This window comes from Bacillus sp. FAU20, assembly GCF_056033865.1.
Map to the genome: position 1 here is coordinate 115,453 of NZ_JBVYHY010000021.1, position 23,133 is coordinate 138,585.

Below are 23,133 nucleotides of genomic sequence, written 5' to 3' on the forward strand. Positions count from 1 at the left end.
TTTTTTACGCTTCAACCGATTGATTTTCAGCAACATTTTTAAATTTTCGTTTGTGCATCAAAGTTAAGGAAGCGATCGTTCCAAGTGATAATACAACGATAAAGATCATGAGCATTCCTATGTTTTGCCACATGAAATTAAAGTCTCCACTTGATACGACTGCTTTCAATCCTGATACAGAGTATGTCATCGGTAACCACGCATTGAATGGTTGTAAAAACTTCGGAATCAACTCTAATGGGAATGTTCCAGCACTTGTTGTAAGCTGAATAATTAATGTGATGATAGCAATGAAACGCCCTGCATCACCGAATGCTGTTACTAAACATTGAATTAACGCGATAAACGCTAAACTTGTAACGATGCTAAAGAGTATGAAATACGGAATACTTTGTACTTCTACACCTAATCCGAATAGTAATATAATATCTGCTACTATCGCTTGAATAATACCGACTGATAGTAAAACACCGAACTTACTAATAAACCAGCTAAACCCTGATTTTGGAACACCGACTGTATCACGTAATGGATATACGATTGATAATAATAATGCCCCAACAAATAAACCAAGTGATAAGAAATACGGCGTAAATCCAGTCCCGTAGTTTGGAACTTCCGCCATTTTCTCCGTTTTCACTTTTACAGGGCTTGCAAACATATCATACGTTTTCTCCGTTCCTTTTACTTCACCAGTTTTCTCTGCCCCTTCGCCAAGTTTCTCTGCAAGTTCACCTGAACCATCATTTACTTTCACTAGTCCATCAGTTACTTTTCCTGATCCGTCTGCTAGTTTATTTACGCCGTCGATTAGCTGGGTTGAGCCAGTTGATAATGCACCTAAGCCTGTTGTTACTTGACCGGAGCCATCTGCTAATTGATTTACTCCACCTGCCATTTGGTTTGCTCCTACAGATAATGTTCCTAAACCACCTGTTACTTGGCTTGAGCCATCTGCTAATTTCGTTACACCTACAGATAATGTCCCTAAACCGCCTGTTACTTGACCAGACCCATCTGCTAATTTGGATACTCCTACAGATAATGTTCCTAAACCGCCTGTTACTTGACCAGACCCATCTGCTAATTGATTTACTCCTGCAGATAATTGACCTAATCCTGCTGTCACTTTTCCAGAGCCACTTTGTAATTGCGTTACTCCATCAATTAATTGAACTGATCCATCTTTTAATTTATCGGCACCTATTTTTGCATTATCTAATCCCTCACCAAATCCATGAAACTTACTAACAAATTCATTTTGTGCGCTCGTTAGTTTCTCAATACCACCTGCTAGAGTTTTTATCCCTGCTGGATTTGGTAAGTTTTTTTGCAACCCATTTGTTGTTTGATGTATTTCACCTTTTAATTGTTTCACTTCTTCATTTAATTTATTTGTTCCACCTGCTACTCCGGCAGCTTTTTGCTGAACTGTCGCTGTACTTTTTACAGCACTTGTTACGAATGGCTGTAACTGCTCTTGATATTCTTTTGGTAAACTTTCAATTTGCTTTTGTAAATTCGCTACATCTTGCGCTGCAGTTTTAGCATCTCCTGCTGTTGATTGCGTAAGTTCATTTAACTGATTTACATTCTCCCCAGCTCCATCTATTTTTTCATTTACTGTATTCAATATAGAAGGAACTTTCGACTGCATTTCCTCTAAGCCTGCAGCAGACTTTTGTACGTTACTATTTAACTCTTGCAATCCCTTTTGGATCGCTTGAGAACCTTCCTCTAATTGGCTTTGCCCTTCAACAAGTTTTCCCATACCATTTGATAGGTCCGTTGTTCCTGTTTTTAATTCACCGGATTTACTTATTAATTTGTTCAAGCCACCGGTCACTTTCTCAGATCCATCACGCAACTCACCCGTTTTACTATTTAACGTATTTAAACCGTCTGTTACTTTGCCCGATCCGTCTACTAATTTCCCAATACCTGCATTGCTATTTAGTGCATGTAAACCGTCTGTTACTTTTCCGGAGCCATCTACTAATTTTCCGATACCTGTATTACTATTTAGTGCATGTAAACCATCTGTTACTTTTCCTGATCCATCCACTAATTTCCCGATACCTATTTGCATTTCACCGTTTTTGCTATTTAACGTATTTAAACCTGCTGTCACTTTCCCTGATCCATCAAATAGTTTTCCAACCCCATCCTTCATCTCCCCAGACTTCCCTTGCAGTGTATGAAGGCCATCTGTCACTTTACTTGAACCATCATGCAGCTCACTTGATCCGTCGTGTAGTTTATTTGCACCTTCCGCTCCATCTGCTAATCCTTTTGAGACGTCTTGAATGGAATCAAACATTGTCTCTGCATATGTTTTCGTTAACGTGCTTGATACTTCGCCTTTAATTTTTTCAATTGCTGTTCCGCCAATTTGTGAAGATAAGAAGTTTAAGCTTTCGTTTGGAATGTATTCTAAGTTTAATGGTTTTGGATCATCTTTTAATAACGTTGTAGCGTTACTTGAGAAGTCATCTGGAATGCGTACTAACATGTAATACTTTCTACCTTCCATTCCTTTTTTCGCTTCTTTTTCACTTACAAATTCCCATTTGAAACTTGTATTATCTTTTAAGTTATCAACGAGCCCTTTTCCGACCTCAATTGGTTTCCCATCAAATACTGCACCTTTATCTAAATTGACTACCGCAACTGGTAAATCATCTAACTGTTTATATGGATCCCAAAAAGCCCATAAAAACATACCTGCATATAAAATTGGTACGAATAAAACCGCGATAATTGGAATTAATATTTTTTTACTTTTTATAATTTCATTAAACTCTTTCCGAAGTAACTGATTCCATTTCATCTTTACTCCCCCTCTTTCAAATGACTAAAATGTTCATTTAGTCATTTTTACCCAAATAAAAAGGCTATATTTATTCATACATATGCCTTATCCCCGAATTTATACTATGCAACTTTTACTCAATATGAAATTATTTTCCCTCCTTAAATTAAATATATGACCGTTTTGTTCATTTAGTCATATTTTATAATAATAAAAGGATTATCTTAATTTGACAATCCTTTTAATAAATAAAGTTCAAATAATTCTGCAATTTTTCCTTTTTCTAGTGGTTCGTGATTTTTTTCCCAATCAAAAATAAGCGATACGTATAGGCGAAGCATAATAAATGCTGTAATTTCTGGATCACATTTGCTAATTTCACCTTTTTCAATCGCAATCTTTAAATACGATTGAATAACAGAAACGATTTCCACATCAACTTGTTGCATAACTTCTTGTACTTCTTTCGTTCCCATATCGCGCTCTTCTTGAATTAATTTAATCATGAGCTGATGTTCTTTTCTAAATTCCAAGATGCTATATAATGCTCTATGTACATTTTCAAAAAATGAAACATCTGAACGAATTGCATTTTCTGCAACTTGCTTCATTTCTGTAATTAAATTAGAAATAATTTCACCAAATAGCTCTTCTTTATTTTTGAAAAAAGTATAAATCGTTCCTTTTCCTACATTCGCTAACTTCGCTACTTGATCCATCGTTGTTGCTTTATAACCGAACGCTGAAAAAGACTTTGTTGCAGCCTCAATAATAGAACGTTTTCGATCTATTGCCACATCATCACCTCCAAAAATGACCAATTGGATAATATAGTCAATCGGTACATCTTTGATATTACCACACGCTTACATTCTATACAAGTTCTCTTTTTATTATTTCCAGTATAAAAAAATTTCAGTCATTGTATATCATACTTTCCATAGTTTATCAGAAGAAAAGAGAAAAGGAAAAGATGTTCTAGAGATATACATCTTAAGAACACCTTTTTACTATTTCAACATAGAAAGCATAATTTTCTCTAATTCTTCTTTATTTACATTTTTATCGAATACTGCTTCTCCTGGGTTCTCTAAACTATGATTAATAATAACAATTTGATATGCACTATCTTTCCCTTTTGCAGGAACAATCATCTTCATACCTTGTAAATTACTCTCCGAGTTATGAATTGCGTAGAATATTTGATTACCTTCTAATTCGTACTGTTCAATGTTTTCTTCTACACCAAATAAAGCATGAAACGGATCTTTACTTTCTCCAAATACTTGCGATTGATAAGTTGTATAGTTTCCTTTTCCGTTTGTATACTCTAATTCAATAATTAATTCAGGTCTTCTCTTAATAAAATAACCTACATTTTCATCCTTCAGATTGTATCCTTCAATTGTGTACGTTGGCTTCTTAATTTGAAAATCAACATGTTGTTGCGCTTCCTTTACCGTGTAATTTAAAGATTCGTATACTTTGTCATCAAATGGTTTTGATTGATCATAAAGTGCATATAATTTGTCACGATCAGCTTTTGATAAACGCTCTTCTCTAAAAACTGTTGACTCGTAGTCAGAATCTCTCGGAGCACCTTTTTTCTGTATATTAATAATTTTTTTAGATAATTTTATGTACTGCTGGAATTCATCTTTTGTTAAAGCTTTTTCAGCTAAATATAAGTAATCTGTCTTTTCTTCATACACTCTTGCTGAATAATGATATTCTTTTTTCGCATTTTCTTCTGTACCATACAGCATATCTACAGCATTTTGGAAAGCATCCTTTGACTGCTCTACTTTATCCTCTTGCTTTTCCTTTCCTTCCGTTGCACATGCGTTGAATAAAGAGAGGGATGCTATAGCAACTATGACAATAACTCCGAGTAAAGAAAAACGATACGATTTCTTCTGGAACTTTTTAATCATAACAATTCTCCTTTTTAGTGTTCGTTTATTTCTACTTAAACTTGCTAGGCTTGGTACTTGATAGGAATAGTGTTCTAAAAGGGTAATAATTGTATGACCGTATGCAATTTGTTCCTCTTTATCTATAAAAGTAAGTGCATATGCATCACAGGCTAATTCTTGATCTTCTCGCATACAAAAATAGGCGTACCAAAGAATCGGATTGAACCAATTTAATAGGATTAAACTGTACATAATCCAATTTACAGCTACATCGTTTCTCTTAATATGAGCTAACTCATGGTAAAAGACATATTGTAATTGTTGCTCATTTAATACTTTCATATGTTTTTTTGATAGTAATACTTTCGGACGAAAGAAAGTAAACACAGTTGGGCTCGCAATCTTTCCCGCTAGACGTAACGAAACTGCCTTCTTCATTTTCATAGACTGCTTACAGCGATTAAACACTGTAATGGCCTGTTCATCTGTAATATCGGGTTGTTTCTTTATGTACGAATATAACCGTCTATTTGTAAGAAACGTGATGGTTGCTAATATGATTACCCCAGCTAGCCAAACATACAAAGCAAGTTTGTATAAAGAAAATGTAGTCTGTTTTTCCAAACTGACTTCTACTTCCGGTTCGCTAGTTTTTGTCACCATTTTAGGATTTGATTCCAATTCCACTTTACGGTCGCTTTCTATGTTCTCTATATTCTCAGTAGCCGGCATATTTTTCGGAATCACTTCCGATACACTAGAACGATAGGAAAGTAATGAGTAAATGCTATAAGAGCTATCTGGCGACCACGGTAAAAGGAGTCTTATCATTAATACGATCCACAGCATATATTGCCACCGGGGGGTTAATTTATTTCTAAATAGAACTTTTATACATAAAATAAATCCAACTAATATGCTAGCCATAAGTGACGTTTCTATAAGCCAATCAAAAAAATGAGGAAGGTATACATTTATAAGCGTGTTTATCATTTTTATCGATCCTTCCTCTTATTCTCCTCTGTCTTCTCATCTAAAATGCGTTTTAATTCATTAATATCTTCTGAAGATAATTTCTCCTCTTTTAAGAAATTAACAAGTAATGGTTTAAACGCTGCACCGCAAAAACGCTTTAGTAAAGATTTCGTTTCCACTTGCAAATAATTATCTTGTGATACTAACGGATAATAAGCATACATTCGCCCTTTATCTTGATGGTAAGAAACGGCTTCCTTTTGTACTAATCGATTAATTAATGTGCGGATTGTTTTTGGTTTCCAGTCCATTGTATCTTCCAGTTCTTCTATAATTTCATTCGCTGTTTGTGGAGAATTCGACCAAAGTACTTTCATAATTTCTAATTCTGCTTCAGATATTTTAGGTAATTGATTTGTCATCGTATGTTTCACTCCTAAGTATTACATTCGTAATCTACAATTAAGATTACAAATGTAATACTTAATTGTCAACCATATTTTAGAAAAAATTAATTCCAGCTAACCTTACTTTACAACAACAAAATTCCTCTTTTTTAAATAATCAAATAAAAAAAACAAGAAAATCTTTACAATTAATAGTAATATAGAAAATAGAAAAGTTTATCAAAACAGTGGAGGCTTTTTCATTCATGATGCGTGCACTTCGTTTAAATATAAAGCAAGCTTTTTGTAGTCGTATTTCTTTCATTATGATGCTTAGTGGATTCGTTCTTATTTGCATTTATCACTATTATTATGTAATTCGTTATTTAGGAGACGCAGCAAATGGTCCTATATCAACAGATTTAAAATGGATTGGATTTCGCGACAATGAAATGGATGTTTATTTATTATTAATGCCAGTTATTGCGAGTTTCCCCTTTAGTACAAGTTACAATTCGGATAAGTCCGATGGTTTTAAACCGTTTGTGAGTAAGGGGATTTCTATATTTCCTTATTCCGTAGCGAAATATATCGTTACGTTTTTTTGCGGAGGATTTCTTTATACACTTCCATTCATCTTATCGTTATTATTTTGCAAATTAACCATTCCAGACGGAACACCTACGGTTGGGTCAGGCATCATAAATGCTGATGGAATGTTCGCAAACCTATATTTTGATGCGCCTCTCACTTACATTACTGTATATATTGGAATTAATTTTTTATTTGCAGGTTTAATGGCCCTTTTAGGACTTGCTGCATCTGTATGGTCACAAAAAGACTATATGGCAATTCTCTTTCCATTTGCAGCCGCCTCCATTCCGTACGTCCTGCTAAATACAATACTTCCTTCAATAGGCGGAGCACCTTTTCATTTATATGATCCGAAACAACCATTGCAAGGCATGTCACCATATATTTTAATGACGCAATGTGCTTTCTTCCTTTTCGTTAGCTTACTTATGTATATACAAGGAGTAAAGCGGGATAGAAAAAAATATAAAAGAAGACTGCAAAAAAGAGAGCGGTGTAGAAAAGCGTTTCAAGTATAATAAAACCCTAATTTCCTTACTATATTGGAAATTAGGGTTTATTTACTATTCACTTACGGTGTACCAGCCAACCCCCATAAAATAACGACCGCTACAAAATAAATCGCTTTAATACCTACAACTAAACATAATGAAACAATTGCATATTTACTTAATTCTCTTCTTGCACCTATTAAAGTGAAAATAACCGCCAAACTAAATGTTATATAAGAAGCTGCTGTATGTATTAAGTTATACGTAATATCTAGATTGCTTGTAAGTCCTGTTATATCAGCTACAAACTGAAGCATGATGATCGTACTAAAAAAAATTGCAAACTGATTCATTACCTTTCCATTTATTTGTAACTGCATTGTTGTCCCCCTTGTTAAAAACTAAATATTCAATTAATTTTATCATTAGATTACAAAAAAAGGAATCATCTCTTTATACTATTCTATAACGATGCAAAAAAAGAACGCTTAGTCACCTAAGCGTTCCCCACTTTAAGAAGCCTTCTTCAAATCAATTTGAGCAAGTACTGGGTCGTGGTCACTTACACGTCCGTGCTCTTTCATTATGTTTGAGTTTAAGTGCACTGGATCTACAATTGTGTGCGGTGCGATGTTGTTTGTTACTAAAATATGATCTAACACTTGCGCATTTCCTTCGTGAATGTACGTGTAACGATTCTCTTTCGGTACTGTGTTTAACATATCTTTTAAGATTGTTCCCTCTAGTGTTTTTAGTGGTTTAGAGAATTCGAAATCGTTCATATCACCTAACACGACAACTGGTGCATTCGTATTCTTTTTCTGAATTCCTTGTACGAAATGATTTACTTCTTGCGCTAACTGAATTCGTTTGTCTTCACTTTTTAATACGAGCGGCTGCACTTTTCCAAATGGCGTTGCATCTCCTATTTTTGAGTTTAAGTGATTTGCAACGACAACAATGTTTTGTCCTTGGAACGTAAATTCTGCCGCTAACGGTTTACGTGTACTTTCAAATAATGGATTTTCGTCTCCAATACGAACGACATTTTTATCAAGTAACTTCGGTACCGTCGCTAATTTCACGCGTGATGGATTATAGAAGAAACCGACGCGAATATTCGCTCCTGGTGCTCCTCCGTCTTGATTATTGTTTGGAGCGATTTCTACATACTCATACTTTGGCCCGCGAATTTCTAGAACTGCATCAATGATACGTTTTGCGCTTAATGACGCATCTGTTGTACCGTCATTAATTGATCCGTTATTATCTTGCATTTCCTCTACACCGATAATATCTGGCATTTTTAAATTGTATTTAATAGAATATGCTAACGCTTTTACCTTTTCATCTGTTGTTTCTTTTTTATTCGCCGAGAAGTTTTCAATGTTATATGTAGCAACTGTTAACTTATCAAGACGAGGCTGAATATTTGCGCCTACTTGCTTAAATCCACCATCCACTACAGATGGTAATTCCGTTATTGGCGAAATGCGGAACGAACCGTAATCATATCCGACTACCCCTGTTATATCTCCAGTGAAAGTATCTCCTACTTTTGCTACATAATCGCGAGGTACTTTTACAGAAAGGCGCTCTGGGTTTAATTGATTTTCATCTAATAGAGGTGTTCCATATTGTGTTACTATTTTATCTCCACCATTTTTTACTGTTACATATAAATTTCCGTTTTTCTGAGGTGTAATGATTTTTGGTGTTGGCATCGTAACACGCATGCCTTCTATACTTTCATAGAAGTCGATTGCATCTTCAGTTGGATCAAATAAACCAAATGCATCATTATCAATAATCTGGTCCGGGATTTTCACACCGTTTTCTCCAAGTATGATCGGTGCTGGTAAAGGTTGATCTTTTGCGACTACAGCAACGCGACTCGCCTTAATTTCTGTCGTCGTTAAGTCTGTTTCAAATCGCTCTGCATATCCTGGTCCAACATATTCTTCTACTACTCCATCAACTTGAATAAGATCTCCTACTGCTACATTCGCATCTTTTTTATATACGTACATACCTTCTGAAGTAGCTGGATCATTATCTGGTTGATTATCTTCTATATAAAAGCCGTTTTTATCAAGCGCTGTGACAACGCCTTCCACATTGTATACTTTCTTCCCGTTGTAAGGAGACATATGTGATTTTCCTTGAATGTCATGAATACGAACCTGTTCATTATTTACGATAATAAATGAAAATGTCGAAATTGCTGAAGAAGTAAGTCCTTCTTTTTCTGCGATTGCTTTCACTACACTATTTTCATTCACTATAATTTGTCCATTATAACGAACACCTTTATTAGTAGGATTAGAGCCATCTAACGTATAGTAGATTGTTGCTCCCTCTGTATTCGTCGTTAATGTTACCGCTGTTCCTTTAGCAACTTCTCCACCGTTCGGTGAAGCTACTACATCGCTAACACGGTTTTGTCCTTCACCTTGAAACTTATAAGCTGTTACTGATTTTAGACCTGGGTTACTAAAATATAATTCAAGAGTCCCAGTCAAAATAACTTTCTTCCCGATATTTTCAGGGTGATCTTTTACATTCACTGCCGTTCTCACATCACCTTTCGGTAACTGAACGGGCATGATTTTGTCTGGATTCGTTTCGTTTGGCGAATCTGCAATTGCTACGTTTGTATCATCAAACTTAGCTGGATCCTTCGTATATTTAGAAGAACTTTGCGTATATCCAACAATATATCCTTCTACTATCCCCTTCGTTTTCCCTTGCTGCTTAAATACTTCAATTGCTTTTTCTACTGACATAGAAGCAGTTTCTTCTGCTTGCGCTAAAGTTCCAGTAAATGAAAGCAATAGCAAGAATGATAAAAAGACACTTAACAATTTCTTCACAGCCATTTTCCTCTCTCTATTTCATATTTTCTCAGCATTTCTATCATAACAAATGATTCGTTATATAGAACTATATTTCGACAAATTTTACAAAAGATTTATTTAATTTACAAGCTTTCAAACTATAATACAAAATAATAATTTTACACCTTCTACAAATACACTCTATAATGTTAGAGAGAGAAAACAGAAAATATCGACATTTAATTGGCATGTAAAATGGATTCATTTGAATAGGAGTGATTGGATGGAAGTGCAAACAGAAACATACCGCGCAGCTATGAATGGAACATTAGAACGTCATTTTTCAGATATGATTGCCGTTATACCAACTAGAATTACAATTGAGCAGTTAAAACAGCGACTAGAAACGATCGCTACTAAAGTTGATGATTTAAAAATTGTTTATAGTGATGAGACAAGCCTTATTGTTGAATTACATATGGGTGAAACAGTCATACCGTACGAACTGCATATTGATGAACCGAACGATCCAGAAGGATATAAAATGTACAATAGACAAGATACTACAATCGTAGATCGTAATTTTGAAGATGCAGCTTTCGGCACTGAAATTTTCACTCGTACGCTATTTGTAGGCGATGTACTGGACTGCTTTTTCCAGCAGTTACAGTTCTTATGGAATCTCGCCCCAGATTTGTTATTTGTAATCGATTCAAGTGCAGCAATGAAAGTGATATCTAGAAGCTATATTGAATATCACGTTGAAAATGAATTATTACCTGACATTCCTGACTTATACGTTATTCATTCCGTTTATGAAGACGATAAAGACGGTGAGCCTACGCAATATTGGTTTCATACACATGGTCTTTTAAGAGCAGGCGTAACTGAAATAGAGTTAATTATTCCAAATCGCATTTCTTCCTACTACGGCATTAGCGATCTCTTTCAAACATTTGCTAATAATGCCGTTGAGAATGGACAAGTCCCTATGAATGAGCCTATCGTTATCGCGCATAGTCAGCAAGGTTCTATACATACAGTCGCTGTTCCGTGGGAAAAAGGATTATCTTATATAGGGCATAAAACGAGTATGGACCAATTATCTTCAATCGAAGATGAGGAAGTGAGTCTACAACCAATAGATTCACAAAATGTATTCTTAGGCGGAATGGATGCCCGAGATGAATACCATCAATCTCCATCCGTTCTCTTATTCAAATTTAATACTTCAGAAGAATATATTGAAAGTTTTTTCAAAGAACACGAGGAAGCTACAGGGCTCATGTTCTATAAAACAAATAGTGAAACCGATCGTATGGCTTACAATGCGAAAAATACTTTTGGGTATTTCAGCAACATTTTTCACATTGAACAATCAAATGAAGATTTTCGTTTCCTTGCTAAGTTTGGTGTCTCCTACGAAGAAGGAAAAAGTGAACATATGTGGTTTGAAATGCAAAACATTACGGAAGATTTCATTCAAGGAATACTCATTAATGAACCATATTTCATAGAAGATATGAGTGAAGGAAATAGTTATCATTTAGATTTTGATAACTTAACAGAATGGGTTATTTATGCAGGAGATGCTGTTATAAAGCCAAATAACTTATATATGTTTATTGGCGAATAAGTATTTTATATAATAAACGAAACGCCTTCAATATGATTGAAGGCGTTTCGTTTATTGTGCGATTAATTCAGCATCTATTACTTTCTCCAAATGAGATAATACACGCTTTGCAGCTTCCTCACCTTGATTAATACAATCTGGAAGTCCAGCACCAGCATAGGAGCTACCTGCCAAGTATATACCAGGCAACTCTTTCTCCATAAATGTTGTGAGCTTTTTCATTCGCTCGTTATGGCCTACTGTATATTGAGGCATCGCTTCTTTCCAGCGGCTTACGATTGTAAACTCTGGATCCTCTGTAATATCCATCGGCTTTCTTAAATCTTCTAGTACGAGCTGAACGAGCTCTTCTTCAGTTTGTTCTACAACCGCTTCATCACCAGCACGTCCAACGTAACAGCGAAGGAGTGTTTTTCCTTCTGGCGTTGTATGTGGCCATTTTTTATGCGTCCACGTACATGCTGTAATGGTGTAATCGCTATTTCGTGATACGACAAATCCTGTACCATTAATATCGCGCTGGATTGCGGACTTTTGGAAAGCAAGTGCGACATTCGCAACGGATGTGGATGGAATATTACGAAAGAAACGAAACTGCTTGTATTGAGCAAACATGGACGGCAATACTTTATGCGAAGTTGCCACTACGATAGCGTCTGCTTCTATTTCTTTTCCGTTACTAAGAGTAATCGTATAACCATCACCCTGTTTTGCAACTTTTTCAATGCGAGTTCCCTTTATTATCGTACCTTCATGCATCTTTGCTTCAAGAGATTCAACGATAGATTCTAAACCTGTTTTCACTGTTTGGAAGATTCCTTTTTTCGGTTCAGCTTTCTCTTCTTTCGGAGCGAGCGTACGCATACCGAGTGAAATGCTGCGATGTTTCTGCTCAATCTGATACATTTGCGGGAATGTTGACATTAAGCTCATTTCATCAATATCCCCTGCATAAATACCCGATAGTAACGGTTCTATTAAGTTTTCAACCACTTCGTTTCCAAGACGATGTCTGAAGAATTGTCCGAGTGATTGGTCAGATACTGGCTTTGACCTTGGCATTAATAGATCAAAACCAGCTCTTAGTTTACCAATTGGGGAGAACAGCCCGGAAAATAGAAACGGCGTAATTTGCGTTGGAATTCCCATCATTGATCCATTCGGCATTTTATGTAATCGATTGTTTACGAGGATAAATGATTGACCGGCTTGATTATTTACAAGTTCATCGCCAAGGCCTAATTCTTTCACTAATCTAGCTGCACTTTCTTTTCGTGCTAAGAAAGAATCCGGTCCGCGCTCAATTGTAAATCCATCTTTTCGAACGGTTTGAATTTTTCCGCCAAGTTTACCCGATGCTTCTATAAGTAATGTATCAATCGGCAAGTTTTTTTCATGAATATTTTTTTGTAAGTTATACATTGCTGTTAATCCAGTAATACCTCCGCCGACGATCACAACTTTTTTCCTCAAGCAGGCTCCCCCTTTCTTCTTACAGTACAGATTCTTTTTTCTTTAATACAACATCTGTTAAACAATCAATAAATGCGTCCGATGCATTTGGCATTTCTGGACGATAATATTTCGCACCAATTTCATCCGTTACAACTTTACACTCAAAGTCATTGTCATATAAAACTTCTAAATGTTCCGCAACAAATCCAACTGGTGCATATACGAATGAAGTATAACCGTGCTTTTCATTTAGTTCTCTCGTTAAATCTTGTACATCTGGACCAATCCAAGGATCTGGTGTGTTTCCTGCACTTTGCCAGCCTACTGCATAGTTTGCTACTTCAGCTCCGCGCGCGATATGATCCGCTGTTTCATTTAATTGATCTGGATATGGATCGCCCATTGCAATAATTTTCTCTGGTAAGCTATGTGCAGATACGATTAATACTGCTTTTTCACGCTCTGCATCTGACATACCGTTATATATACCTTTCACTGCATCAACCCAGTACTGGATGAATTTCGGCTCTTTATACCAGCTATCAATGCCGTGAATTGTTAAGTTTCCAAGTTTCTCAGCTTCTTCTTGTGCTCGTCCAACGTATGATTTCACACTAAACGTAGAATAGTGAGGTGCAAGAACAAGTGCGATTGCATCTTGTATTCCGTCGTTATGCATATCTTTCACTGCATCTTCAATAAACGGTTCAATATGTTTTAAGCCAAGATACATATGGTACTCTACTTCATCTTGTACTTCATTTAAGCGCTTCTCTAACTTCTTAGCTTGCTCTAATGTAATAGTAGCTAAAGGAGAAATACCACCAATTGCACGGTAACGCTCTGTTAAATCTTCCAACATTTCAGGACTTGGCTTTCTTCCTCTGCGAATATGTGTATAGTAACGTTCAATATCTTCTTCTTTATATGGCGTTCCGTATGCCATTACAAGCAAACCAATTTTCTTTTTCATACAGCAATTCTCCTTTACTTCGCTAACTTCCCTTTAGAATATTCATGAATAAATGTAGTTAAACGTTTTAATGTATCTGGATTTACTTCTGGGAACACACCGTGACCTAAGTTAAAGATATAACCCGGCTGTTTCATCCCTTGATCTAAAATACCTTTTACATGTTCTTCAATAACAGACCATGGTGCAAGTAAGAATGAAGGGTCCATATTTCCTTGTACCGCCTTAAGAACGCCGCGTGCACGTGCTTCTTCAATCGGTAAGCGCCAGTCTAAGCCGACTACATCAAGCGGTAAGTCGTGCCACTCATTCACTAAGTGTGCAGCTCCTACGCCGTGCATAATCATCGGTACACCCATCTTACGAACTTCTGCAAAAATACGCTCCATTGCTGGTTTAATAAATACGCGATAATCTGCTACATTTACTGTTCCAACCCAAGAATCGAAAATTTGAACTGCTTTTGCTCCTGCGTTAATTTGCGCTTTTAAATATGTGATAACCATATCTGCTAGCTTATCCATTAAAGCAAACCAAGCTTTTGGCTCTGCATACATGAACGCTTTCGTATTATGGTAGTTACGAGATGGACCGCCTTCAATCATATAGCTCGCTAATGTAAATGGAGCTCCTGAAAAACCGATTAACGGTACGTCTAACATTTCTGTCGTTAATAAACGAATTGTATCTAGTATGTACGGTACATCATCTTCTGGATTGATTTCCCCTAGTTTTTCTACGTCTTGTAAAGAACGGATTTGGTTATCGATAACTGGGCCAATACCTGATTTAATTTCTACATCCACACCAATTGCAGGTAGTGGTGACATAATATCTTTATAAAGAATTGCTGCGTCTACGTTATATTGATCAACCGGCAATTTTGTAACGTAAGCACATAACTCTGGATTGTGTGTAATTTCAAATAAAGAATACTTTTCTTTAATCTTTCTATATTCCGGCTGTGAACGACCTGCTTGACGCATATACCATGCTGGTACATAATCGGTACGTTCCCCCCTACATGCTTTTAAAAATGTCTCATTTATAGTTCTTACCAAGACCCTTGCTCCCTTCCTTACCAATGCTTCGAATACGTTCGATATTTATCTTTTTTTACTATACAGCTTGTAAAAACAAAATGCATAATATTATGTACGTTGTTCATTAAATTGACACAAACATTCGTAAAAACGCTTACTATTTTCACAACATTCTTATTATAACACAGAGAAAAACTATGGTTTAGCTACTTTTGACTTTTCTCCTTCGCGATTCGTTTGTGAATTATATGGTACAACGTAAAAGCTCGGTTTTGAAAATATGTTAACGAACTTTTCCTCATATTCTCCAGCACCATTTATAGTGCTAACATGCGTATGAATTCCGTTCTCCACTCTATAGATTCGGTACATAATTCTGTTATCTGGAAGTGGCGTCCAACTTAATTTTGCTTTAAATAAACCGAAAGGACTAAATGATAGTTTCATTTTTACATCTTCAATTTTGCGCAGCCGAATCGGAGCACCGATTGTTTCCACACCTTCAGGCTTCATAAACTTCTCTTTATGTTCTACATTAGCCTTCGTTAAAATTTTCTTAAACAATTTTGTCGCAGATGCACTTTCTCCTTGCAACTGATGTTCCTTATCCGTACGGTCATAACCAATCCAAACAGCGCCTACTAAGTTCGGTGTATAGCCGACGAACCACATATCTCTTGCTCCCTTATCGTCATTTGGCAATGAAGTTGTACCCGTTTTTCCAGCTAGCGCACCGTTATATACACCTGCTCTCGCTGTCCCCTCCTTCACAACTCCTTCTAACATTTTCGTCATATACCATGCTGTCTGCTTCGAGAAGATTTTCGTCTCTACTTTTGGAGATTCCCCAATGACTGCACCGTGTCTATTTAATACTTTATCAATAACGTGCGGCTCGATAATATTTCCATTTGCTAAAAATGAACGATACATTTTTACAAGATCAAATGTTGAAACGCCATTTTTCAATCCGCCAAGCGCTGTACTTAAACCAGCATCTGCAATATGGACATTTCCTTTTTCTAAATATTGCTTTCCTTCTTCTACCCCTAACTCATTTAATAAAGAAACTGCCGGTACGTTTGCCGACTCTAAAATCGCATCATACATCGTCATTTCTTTTGAATACTCATGATTATAATTTCGAGGTTCATACCCTTCAAAAGAATTTCTTTCATTCGTTAATAAAGAATACGGATTATACTTTTTCGTTTCTAGTGCTGGTGCATAAACGATAAGTGGTTTTAAAACAGATCCCGGCTGCCTTTTGGCAAAAACACGATTAAATCCTCTCGGGACGTACTTTCTTCCCCCAATCGCCGCTTTAATCCCTCCCGTACGATTATCCATTAATAAAAATGCACCTTGTGCCCCTTCTTCTTTCCCAGGAAAATTCCTTGCATCTTGAAACTGGTTATACGCTACCTTTTGAATTTTTTCATCCATAGGTACGACAAACGTATATCCTCCGCGAAGTACTTCTTGATGAGACAATCCGTATAAACGAGCTGCTTCATCTATGACCATATCAATATACGGCATATATGCGAGCTCATTTTCGTCTAAGTTTTTATATAAAGCAATCGTCTTTCCTTGATAACGTACGCTATCTTCGGCAGTCAAATAGCCTTGTTTATGCATAAGTGACAATACTAGATCGCGGCGTTCCTTACTCTTCTCTGCAGAATAGTACGGTGAATATCCGTTTGGTGACTTCGGAAGGCCTGCAAGCATTGCCCCTTCCTCTACTGTTAAATCCTCAACATTTTTATTAAAATATAACTTTGCTGCTGCTTGAATACCGTAAGCCCCATGACCAAAATAAATATGGTTCATATACATTTCAAGAATTTGTTGCTTCGTATATTTTTGCTCTAATTGAAGAGAAATTGCGACTTCCTTCAATTTGCGCGTAAATGTTTTTTCACGAGTTAAAAAGACGTTTTTAGCGAGTTGCTGCGTAATGGTACTACCGCCCTCTACCTTTTCTCCAGCTAACGTATCTTTATAAAGAGCACGGAATATAGAGGGATAATCAATTCCTTGATGCTCATAAAAACGAGAATCTTCCACCGCAACAAATGCCTGTTGCACATACTTCGGAATTTGCTCGATCGGTACGAGCTCTCTATTTTCTACGTATAATTTCGTAATTTCTTTCCCTTTCTGGTCAACGATACGTGATGAAGAGTGGAAAACGAGCTGCTTTTCATCCATCATATAGCCACCAGCTAACACGATAAGTTTATAGAGTACAATCGCTACTACGAACGTTGCGACGCCGCCTAATAAAGTCCACTTTACTTTCTTCATACATCGTCCTTCTTTCCAAATGATGGTACATTTATTATTTGAAAAAGAAGTATCTTTATGTATATTATCTTCGAAGTTTTTTAAGAGAGTTGATATAATAGAAACAAACTATTAAGGGGGCATTAAAATGAAGGCTATTATTTCATATGAAACACCTCTAGAACAAGCACATTTCACTGCAAAAAATGATGAAAAAAATATGTTTTATAAAGAAAATACAGAAGAATCTGTAGAAGGCTCACTTAAGTATGACGTACTAGATGCTGTCGGTGAATTTAAAGGACAACCTGGCTATATCGTTTGTAACAACATTTCTGTCACAGACGAAGGTCGCCCTGTATTTGAAAACCGCTTTAAAAACCGCGCAGGCCTTATCGAAAACGAACCAGGATTCCAAGCGATCCGTGTTCTACGCCCATTAAGTAACGATACATATGTTATCTTAACGATGTGGGAAACAGAGCAAAACTTTAAAGACTGGACAGAATCACGTTCATTCGAAAACGCTCATAAAAAACGTCCCACGCAAGCAGAAGGACAAGCTCCGGCACATCCACATGCGGAACAGCAAAAGAGTATTTTCTCACGTCCATCTTTTGTGACTACTTTTAATGTGTTAGTTTAATTTTTTGGAGTTTGGAGTTCGGAATTCTCGGTATGTGAAATTATATCGGCGATTTTTCGAATATATCAGCGCAACTCGAATTATATCGGCGATTTTTCGAATATATCGGCGTAACTCGAATTATATCAGCGATTCTTCGAATATATCGACTTATCGACAAATCATGACATAAAAAGGAAACACCATTACACACCGGTGTTTCCTTTTTCTTTGTACCAATTATATATACGAAGTGAATCTTTTTTTCTCATATGCTTTACTTCATAACCCCGCCCCGCTACCGCTACAAGAGTTGTACATAATTCATCCTTTCTTTGAAAATACGATTGATTATAACCTACTGCTTGAACATGTCTTCTTCGCATTATTCCTGTATATTTCGAAAAATCACGATATACAACCGTTAGTTGATTTTCTCTTAATTCATAACCGCCGCTTTTATATCTAGCATACGCAAGTAACGAAAATACGATAAATAACGGTAAAATAACAAACAATGCAATATATTGTTTTAAATATATACTAACGCTGGCAATTAGAACTGTTAGTATGATACTTATTAACCAGCCCATAATGAAATAACGACGCAACGCTGTTTTTGGTAAGTGAACGATCTCCGCTTCAATTTCATAAGGTAACTCTAAATATGTGAGCAGTTGCCGTACATCTTTTTTCTTCATAAACGGATGCAGCATCACTTCATTACTTGCTGCTCCAATACTGTGAATTGCTTCCACTTCAACAGCGCAATAACCAAATGGCTGGCGAAGCATACCTTCTTTTACAGTAATCGCTTGAATTCGGTGCAATTTTAAGACAAACTCTTTCTTTTCAAATAAACCTTGAACGATACGAATTTCTTCCCCTTTTCGCTCAATTTTAAAGTTTGCATATTTCAACACATATCCAGCCGTGGAAATAATCCATGAAATTGCCATTAAAATTAATGCTATTACAATTAGTTTATAAACACCGTTTCCCATCACATACGCTTCTACTTTACTTGTGAATCCTTCAGGAAGAATAAAATCAAACTTTGTGTAAAGAAGTACTAGTCCAGAAAACACTAGTCCGAACCGACCAGAGGTAATCGCTGCTGCTAAAACCTCTTTCGCTGTTAACTGATAAACCGTCTTGCTTTCTTCCTCTTCTATTTCTTCTTTTACAGTAGTTTCTTTCTTATGTAATAAAGCGATTAAATGTTTTGCCTCGTCTTCTTTAATACCAGCCAACATCACTTCTGGTTCACTACCACCACCCGCTACTTCTATATTTAACTTCATAAGTCCAAGCATCTGATAAATAACGTTAGAAGACGTACTAACATTTTGCACACGTTCTTTATTTAAATAACTTTCCTTCTTTACAAAAACACCGTGCTTTATATGTAGAATATTATTCTCAATCCAGTACACTTTAAAATACCATTTAATTGCTGAAAAAATAGCCATGATGAATAAAACAACCAGAAGAAAAAGATAAAATAAATACCAAGGTTCCACTTGTTCATCAGGTTTAAATAAAACAAGAATAATAAGTGGCAACAAACTCGCAACCCTAATACCTAACAATATTGTAATCGGATGTTGCCTCTTATACATCCTCATCACTCACTTTCGCAAGTTCTCCAATTTGTCTTTTCAGCTGTTCTGCTTCTTCTTTCGTTAAACCTGGGATACTATGAGAAGTTGCGGCTGTTGAAATATGTAATTCTGCTAAATTATACTTTCTCATGATTGGCCCTTGCTCAATCGTTACGTGCTGCACACGGATCATCGGAATAAGTACGCGTTTTACAACGAACATTCCCTTTTGAATCTCAATCTCTTCTTCATTTAATCTGTAACTATAATAGCGCTGACGTAAATTTGGAAACACAAAATAATCAAGTGGAATAAATATAATGGCTCCTGTTACTAATAGTCCAAACAACCAGCCCCACCAGTTAAAATTAATCATAAAAAAGAAATACGCAATTACGACTGTTAGTATAACTGCCGCCCCAATTAAAGCGTGAATTCGCCACACTTTCAGCATATTAGAATGAATCTCTCTTTCTAACGGCTGCATCTCATCACTCCAATTCTATGAATTTATTACTTATATATTATCAAAAAATATGAATCAAAAGCATATTAAAGAAACACATACCTCAGTTTTGAAAATTATATATTATAAATATGAATTATTTTGAACTAAAATAAACCTTACATAATTCATGCAAGGTTTATCGTTTTATGCACAATATATTTCATTATTGTTGAGATATACTAGCATCGCTTTCAATTTGATTTTCTTTTTGGCTCAGTTTTTTATCTTTAGATTTTTTTAATGTTAAAGTCATGCCAATAAAAATAAAAAGAATTCCTGTTATTTGCATTAAAGTTGGACGGAATCCAGTAAGTACAGTATCTAATAATATTGCCACTGCCGGATCTAAAAAAACTAATATTGAGATTGTTTTTGTAGATAAATAACGTAGACTATCAAAAAACAGATAATATACTATCCCTGTGTGAATAAAACCAGTAGCTATAATATATGTCCAATTACTTTGAGTGAGGCCACTAAAAGCATCTAAATCTATAAATGGTATTAAAAGAAATATCCCCAAGAATGTTTGTAAAAATGTCATTGCATACGCACTCATTTTGTTAATCCCTTTACCAAATAAAGTTGTAAATGCATAAAAGAGAGCTGCAAGAAATCCCCATATCATACCTGAAGACATTAATGAGCCGACAGAGAAGCTTCCATCGATACCAGCAATTAATAAAGCTCCTGCAAAACACACAACTATTGAAATGATAGATATTAATGTTAATTTTTCTTTAAAGACGATACTTCCAATTAACAGTACAATTACTGGTGCAAGATGATAAACTGAGATAGCAATTGTAACTGACATATTTTCAAAGGCTTTAAATAAGAAAACCCAATTAAATACTAAGAAAAAGCCACATATTAAAACTTGAATAACTTCTTTTCGTTCCCATTTATCTTGTTTATATTGCCCTGTAAGCAACCAGCATACACTTAAAAATATTGTCGCAAAAATACACCTTACAAACACTAATTCAAACGAAGGTAAGTTTGTTTGAACCGAAAAAAATCCAACTGATCCAAAGATAACCATTGACGCTATCATCTTTAAGGCCGGTACCGTTTTCTCTTGCTTAAAACTTTTTTGAAGCAAATTAATCCCCCTCCAATAAAAACTCGGTTTATAGTGAGAAAAACACCAGCCTAAAAAAGGACAGGTGCTTTTCCTCAAAAACACTCAATTATAAATTTTTCCCAGCAGTCCAACCACCATCAATTACAAAATTAGAACCAGTAATAAAGCGGGCCTGATCAGAAATCAAGTACTCAATACATGAAACAATATCCTGCGGCAACCCCCAAGTATCTAAAGATTGATTACTTTTTATCATAGACATCAAGGCTTTATTACTAAAGTATTCTTCTGTAAGTTCAGTTCTAATAACACCAGGAGAAATGCTATTTACCCTTATATTTTGCTTCCCAAATTCCATAGCCATCTGTTTAGTTAATCCGATTAAAGCATGCTTTGATGCAACATAAGCAGCTCGCTCTGGTTCAGCCATTAATCCAGAAACCGATGCTATATTCACAATACAACCTTTTATTTTCGATTCACACCATCGCTTCGCTACTTCCCTAGAAAGGATAAATGGGGCTACTAAATTTACATCAATTACTTTTTTAAACATATCATCGGATAAATGTAAAACAGGTGTTATCTCTCGAATACCAGCTGCATTTATTAATATATCAGGAGAAAGCTTTTCTAAATCTAATTGAGTAAAAAGATTATGAATTGCTTCGCTATTACTTAAATCAATTTGCACTACTTTCAAAGGCATATCTGTTTTCATATAATCTATTAAATTATTATTATTAATATCAAGCGCTATTACATGAAATGATTTTTCTAAAAAGTATTTTATACAAGCATAACCTATACCGCTATTGGCTCCAGAAATCATAATTATTTTATTCTCTCTCATTTTGTCTCCTTATAAGAAAATGTTACTAATAAAATATCGCGAAAAGCCTCCGTACTACATTCTGTTCCAAGTGGCGTTACGGCATGGAAGACCTTTTGTCCAAATACTAAAGTTTCTAAAGGCTCCTTCAAACTTATAAACTGATTAATTTCCCGAGGAGAATTAGCTATTAAATTATCTCCGCCAATAGCTGTATTACTTAAATTCATAAGGTGTAAAAACACTACTGGTTCATCATCTTTATGTAACCAAATAGGTGAACTAAAAGATGGTCTTTCTTTAGTAGCTTTATATCTTACTTGATGTAAACCTATAATTAAGTCTTTACTTGTATCTATTATATTTGTTTTAAATGCAAATTCAGTATCGAAACGCACGATATTTTGAATTAAAGGATTACATAAAAAGCTATCATTTATGCTATTGAACTGTCTAACTTTCCCGCCATCGTCATAGTTATATTCTTTAGATTGGAAGTAATCATTACTATTATCTAAAATATAATCTGGTGAATCAACATACTTTATATACCTTGAATAAGATCTAGCACGGCATTCACCGTACGCATCATCTTCCAAATTATAATAATCTAACTGTGCTTGTGTTAATAAACGATGATTCTCTTCCTCTTGTAAAAAGATTTCATTTGAGATTTCAAGGAATCCTTTAGATTCAAATTCATGTACCTTTTCTTCTATGCTAAAGCCACTCATTTTACTAAGAACAAACGTCATTATAAAAACCTCCACACTATTGTATTTTTCTATCTCACCCTATGTTAGAAATGCAATAAGTAACCGAGATTCTTGCTTAATAAAATTTAAAATTATGATATTCAATTAATACACCAAATGAAATATACGTAATTCATTAAAATTATTTATTAAGCAATATTATATATCCTTTCGGGTATTTTTTCTAATTATCTGAAGATTTATCAACATTAGTCTTAATATTCAAAAATAAAGAAATAGATTTTTCAGAAAGATAAAACTGCGTGTATTGCAATTATTTATGTATATAACTTTTTTAAAAATTATATTTGA

Annotated in this window: 18 protein-coding genes; 3 read left to right on the top strand and 15 right to left on the bottom strand. The window is 35.3% G+C overall.

Annotated features, from left to right (window positions below):
* Positions 1 to 4: 4 nt before the first annotated feature.
* The 4 genes from AC0OM3_RS14395 to AC0OM3_RS14410 form a co-directional block, all read right to left on the bottom strand.
* Positions 5 to 2,830 (bottom strand): YhgE/Pip family protein, encoded by a 2,826-nt coding sequence (locus AC0OM3_RS14395; protein WP_474212195.1) that lies wholly within the window; start codon positions 2,828 to 2,830, stop codon positions 5 to 7.
* A 206-nt stretch (positions 2,831 to 3,036) separates the two neighbouring features.
* Positions 3,037 to 3,609 (bottom strand): TetR/AcrR family transcriptional regulator, encoded by a 573-nt coding sequence (locus AC0OM3_RS14400; RefSeq protein WP_000963379.1) that lies wholly within the window; start codon positions 3,607 to 3,609, stop codon positions 3,037 to 3,039.
* 213 nt (positions 3,610 to 3,822) lie between these two features.
* Positions 3,823 to 5,721, bottom strand: coding sequence for a M56 family metallopeptidase (locus tag AC0OM3_RS14405; protein WP_474212197.1), 1,899 nt, complete (start codon positions 5,719 to 5,721; stop codon positions 3,823 to 3,825).
* Between the two features lie 2 nt (positions 5,722 to 5,723).
* Positions 5,724 to 6,125 carry a BlaI/MecI/CopY family transcriptional regulator gene (locus tag AC0OM3_RS14410; RefSeq protein ID WP_000184507.1) on the bottom strand — a complete coding sequence of 134 codons (402 nt, stop codon included), beginning with the start codon at positions 6,123 to 6,125 and terminating at the stop codon, positions 5,724 to 5,726.
* Between the two features lie 230 nt (positions 6,126 to 6,355).
* Between AC0OM3_RS14410 and AC0OM3_RS14415 the strand changes: the two genes are divergently transcribed.
* A complete protein-coding gene (locus tag AC0OM3_RS14415; RefSeq protein WP_000984166.1) occupies positions 6,356 to 7,201 on the top strand; it encodes a hypothetical protein in 846 nt (281 codons plus the stop codon).
* Between the two features lie 53 nt (positions 7,202 to 7,254).
* On the opposite strand, the gene AC0OM3_RS14420 is transcribed toward AC0OM3_RS14415, so the two are convergent.
* Positions 7,255 to 7,554: a hypothetical protein gene (locus AC0OM3_RS14420; protein ID WP_001176844.1), complete on the bottom strand. Its 300-nt coding sequence runs from the start codon at positions 7,552 to 7,554 to the stop codon at positions 7,255 to 7,257.
* Positions 7,555 to 7,686: 132 nt separating this feature from the next.
* Positions 7,687 to 10,053, bottom strand: coding sequence for a DUF6359 domain-containing protein (locus tag AC0OM3_RS14425; RefSeq protein WP_000279267.1), 2,367 nt, complete (start codon positions 10,051 to 10,053; stop codon positions 7,687 to 7,689).
* 241 nt (positions 10,054 to 10,294) lie between these two features.
* Here AC0OM3_RS14425 and AC0OM3_RS14430 point away from each other — a divergent pair, with 241 nt between their 5' ends.
* Positions 10,295 to 11,647 carry a DUF4026 domain-containing protein gene (locus tag AC0OM3_RS14430; protein WP_474212199.1) on the top strand — a complete coding sequence of 451 codons (1,353 nt, stop codon included), beginning with the start codon at positions 10,295 to 10,297 and terminating at the stop codon, positions 11,645 to 11,647.
* Between the two features lie 51 nt (positions 11,648 to 11,698).
* Here the strand turns inward: AC0OM3_RS14430 and hemY are convergent, their stop codons facing one another.
* From hemY to AC0OM3_RS14450, 4 genes are all read right to left on the bottom strand, one after another.
* Positions 11,699 to 13,120, bottom strand: a complete 1,422-nt coding sequence (gene hemY, locus AC0OM3_RS14435) for a protoporphyrinogen oxidase (protein WP_474212201.1) — start codon at positions 13,118 to 13,120, stop codon at positions 11,699 to 11,701.
* A gap of 19 nt (positions 13,121 to 13,139) precedes the next feature.
* Positions 13,140 to 14,075 (bottom strand): ferrochelatase, encoded by a 936-nt coding sequence (hemH, locus tag AC0OM3_RS14440; protein WP_000726773.1) that lies wholly within the window; start codon positions 14,073 to 14,075, stop codon positions 13,140 to 13,142.
* A 14-nt stretch (positions 14,076 to 14,089) separates the two neighbouring features.
* A complete protein-coding gene (gene hemE, locus AC0OM3_RS14445) occupies positions 14,090 to 15,136 on the bottom strand; it encodes a uroporphyrinogen decarboxylase (RefSeq protein WP_202822457.1) in 1,047 nt (348 codons plus the stop codon).
* A 177-nt stretch (positions 15,137 to 15,313) separates the two neighbouring features.
* Positions 15,314 to 17,431, bottom strand: a complete 2,118-nt coding sequence (locus AC0OM3_RS14450; protein ID WP_474212204.1) for a transglycosylase domain-containing protein — start codon at positions 17,429 to 17,431, stop codon at positions 15,314 to 15,316.
* Positions 17,432 to 17,558: 127 nt separating this feature from the next.
* Between AC0OM3_RS14450 and hmoB the strand changes: the two genes are divergently transcribed.
* Positions 17,559 to 18,056: a heme-degrading monooxygenase HmoB gene (gene hmoB, locus AC0OM3_RS14455; RefSeq protein ID WP_000644056.1), complete on the top strand. Its 498-nt coding sequence runs from the start codon at positions 17,559 to 17,561 to the stop codon at positions 18,054 to 18,056.
* Between the two features lie 185 nt (positions 18,057 to 18,241).
* On the opposite strand, the gene AC0OM3_RS14460 is transcribed toward hmoB, so the two are convergent.
* From AC0OM3_RS14460 to AC0OM3_RS14480, 5 genes are all read right to left on the bottom strand, one after another.
* Positions 18,242 to 19,657 carry a PH domain-containing protein gene (locus tag AC0OM3_RS14460; protein WP_000278146.1) on the bottom strand — a complete coding sequence of 472 codons (1,416 nt, stop codon included), beginning with the start codon at positions 19,655 to 19,657 and terminating at the stop codon, positions 18,242 to 18,244.
* Positions 19,650 to 20,126 (bottom strand): PH domain-containing protein, encoded by a 477-nt coding sequence (locus AC0OM3_RS14465; protein WP_001182719.1) that lies wholly within the window; start codon positions 20,124 to 20,126, stop codon positions 19,650 to 19,652. The genes AC0OM3_RS14460 and AC0OM3_RS14465 overlap by 8 nt, the downstream gene beginning before the upstream one ends.
* Before the next feature lie 184 nt (positions 20,127 to 20,310).
* Positions 20,311 to 21,252, bottom strand: a complete 942-nt coding sequence (locus AC0OM3_RS14470) for a DMT family transporter (protein ID WP_000939631.1) — start codon at positions 21,250 to 21,252, stop codon at positions 20,311 to 20,313.
* Positions 21,253 to 21,340: 88 nt separating this feature from the next.
* Positions 21,341 to 22,087 carry an SDR family NAD(P)-dependent oxidoreductase gene (locus AC0OM3_RS14475; protein WP_001208950.1) on the bottom strand — a complete coding sequence of 249 codons (747 nt, stop codon included), beginning with the start codon at positions 22,085 to 22,087 and terminating at the stop codon, positions 21,341 to 21,343.
* Complete coding sequence (locus AC0OM3_RS14480; protein ID WP_000144819.1) at positions 22,084 to 22,821, bottom strand: 2OG-Fe dioxygenase family protein; 738 nt, start codon at positions 22,819 to 22,821, stop codon at positions 22,084 to 22,086. The genes AC0OM3_RS14475 and AC0OM3_RS14480 overlap by 4 nt, the downstream gene beginning before the upstream one ends.
* Positions 22,822 to 23,133 lie beyond the last annotated feature (312 nt).

Excerpts from the sequence above, each read along its gene's own strand:
- AC0OM3_RS14420 (WP_001176844.1), bottom strand. The coding sequence starts at position 7,554 with ATGCAGTTACAAATAAATGGAAAGGTAATGAATCAGTTTGCAATTTTT.
- AC0OM3_RS14415 (WP_000984166.1), top strand. The coding sequence starts at position 6,356 with ATGATGCGTGCACTTCGTTTAAATATAAAGCAAGCTTTTTGTAGTCGT.
- AC0OM3_RS14410 (WP_000184507.1), bottom strand. The coding sequence starts at position 6,125 with ATGACAAATCAATTACCTAAAATATCTGAAGCAGAATTAGAAATTATG.
- AC0OM3_RS14480 (WP_000144819.1), bottom strand. The coding sequence starts at position 22,821 with ATGACGTTTGTTCTTAGTAAAATGAGTGGCTTTAGCATAGAAGAAAAG.
- AC0OM3_RS14460 (WP_000278146.1), bottom strand. The coding sequence starts at position 19,657 with ATGTATAAGAGGCAACATCCGATTACAATATTGTTAGGTATTAGGGTT.
- AC0OM3_RS14405 (WP_474212197.1), bottom strand. The coding sequence starts at position 5,721 with ATGATAAACACGCTTATAAATGTATACCTTCCTCATTTTTTTGATTGG.
- hemH (WP_000726773.1), bottom strand. The coding sequence starts at position 14,075 with ATGAAAAAGAAAATTGGTTTGCTTGTAATGGCATACGGAACGCCATAT.
- AC0OM3_RS14450 (WP_474212204.1), bottom strand. The coding sequence starts at position 17,431 with ATGAAGAAAGTAAAGTGGACTTTATTAGGCGGCGTCGCAACGTTCGTA.
- hmoB (WP_000644056.1), top strand. The coding sequence starts at position 17,559 with ATGAAGGCTATTATTTCATATGAAACACCTCTAGAACAAGCACATTTC.
- AC0OM3_RS14425 (WP_000279267.1), bottom strand. The coding sequence starts at position 10,053 with ATGGCTGTGAAGAAATTGTTAAGTGTCTTTTTATCATTCTTGCTATTG.
- AC0OM3_RS14475 (WP_001208950.1), bottom strand. The coding sequence starts at position 22,087 with ATGAGAGAGAATAAAATAATTATGATTTCTGGAGCCAATAGCGGTATA.
- AC0OM3_RS14465 (WP_001182719.1), bottom strand. The coding sequence starts at position 20,126 with ATGCAGCCGTTAGAAAGAGAGATTCATTCTAATATGCTGAAAGTGTGG.
- AC0OM3_RS14430 (WP_474212199.1), top strand. The coding sequence starts at position 10,295 with ATGGAAGTGCAAACAGAAACATACCGCGCAGCTATGAATGGAACATTA.
- AC0OM3_RS14395 (WP_474212195.1), bottom strand. The coding sequence starts at position 2,830 with ATGAAATGGAATCAGTTACTTCGGAAAGAGTTTAATGAAATTATAAAA.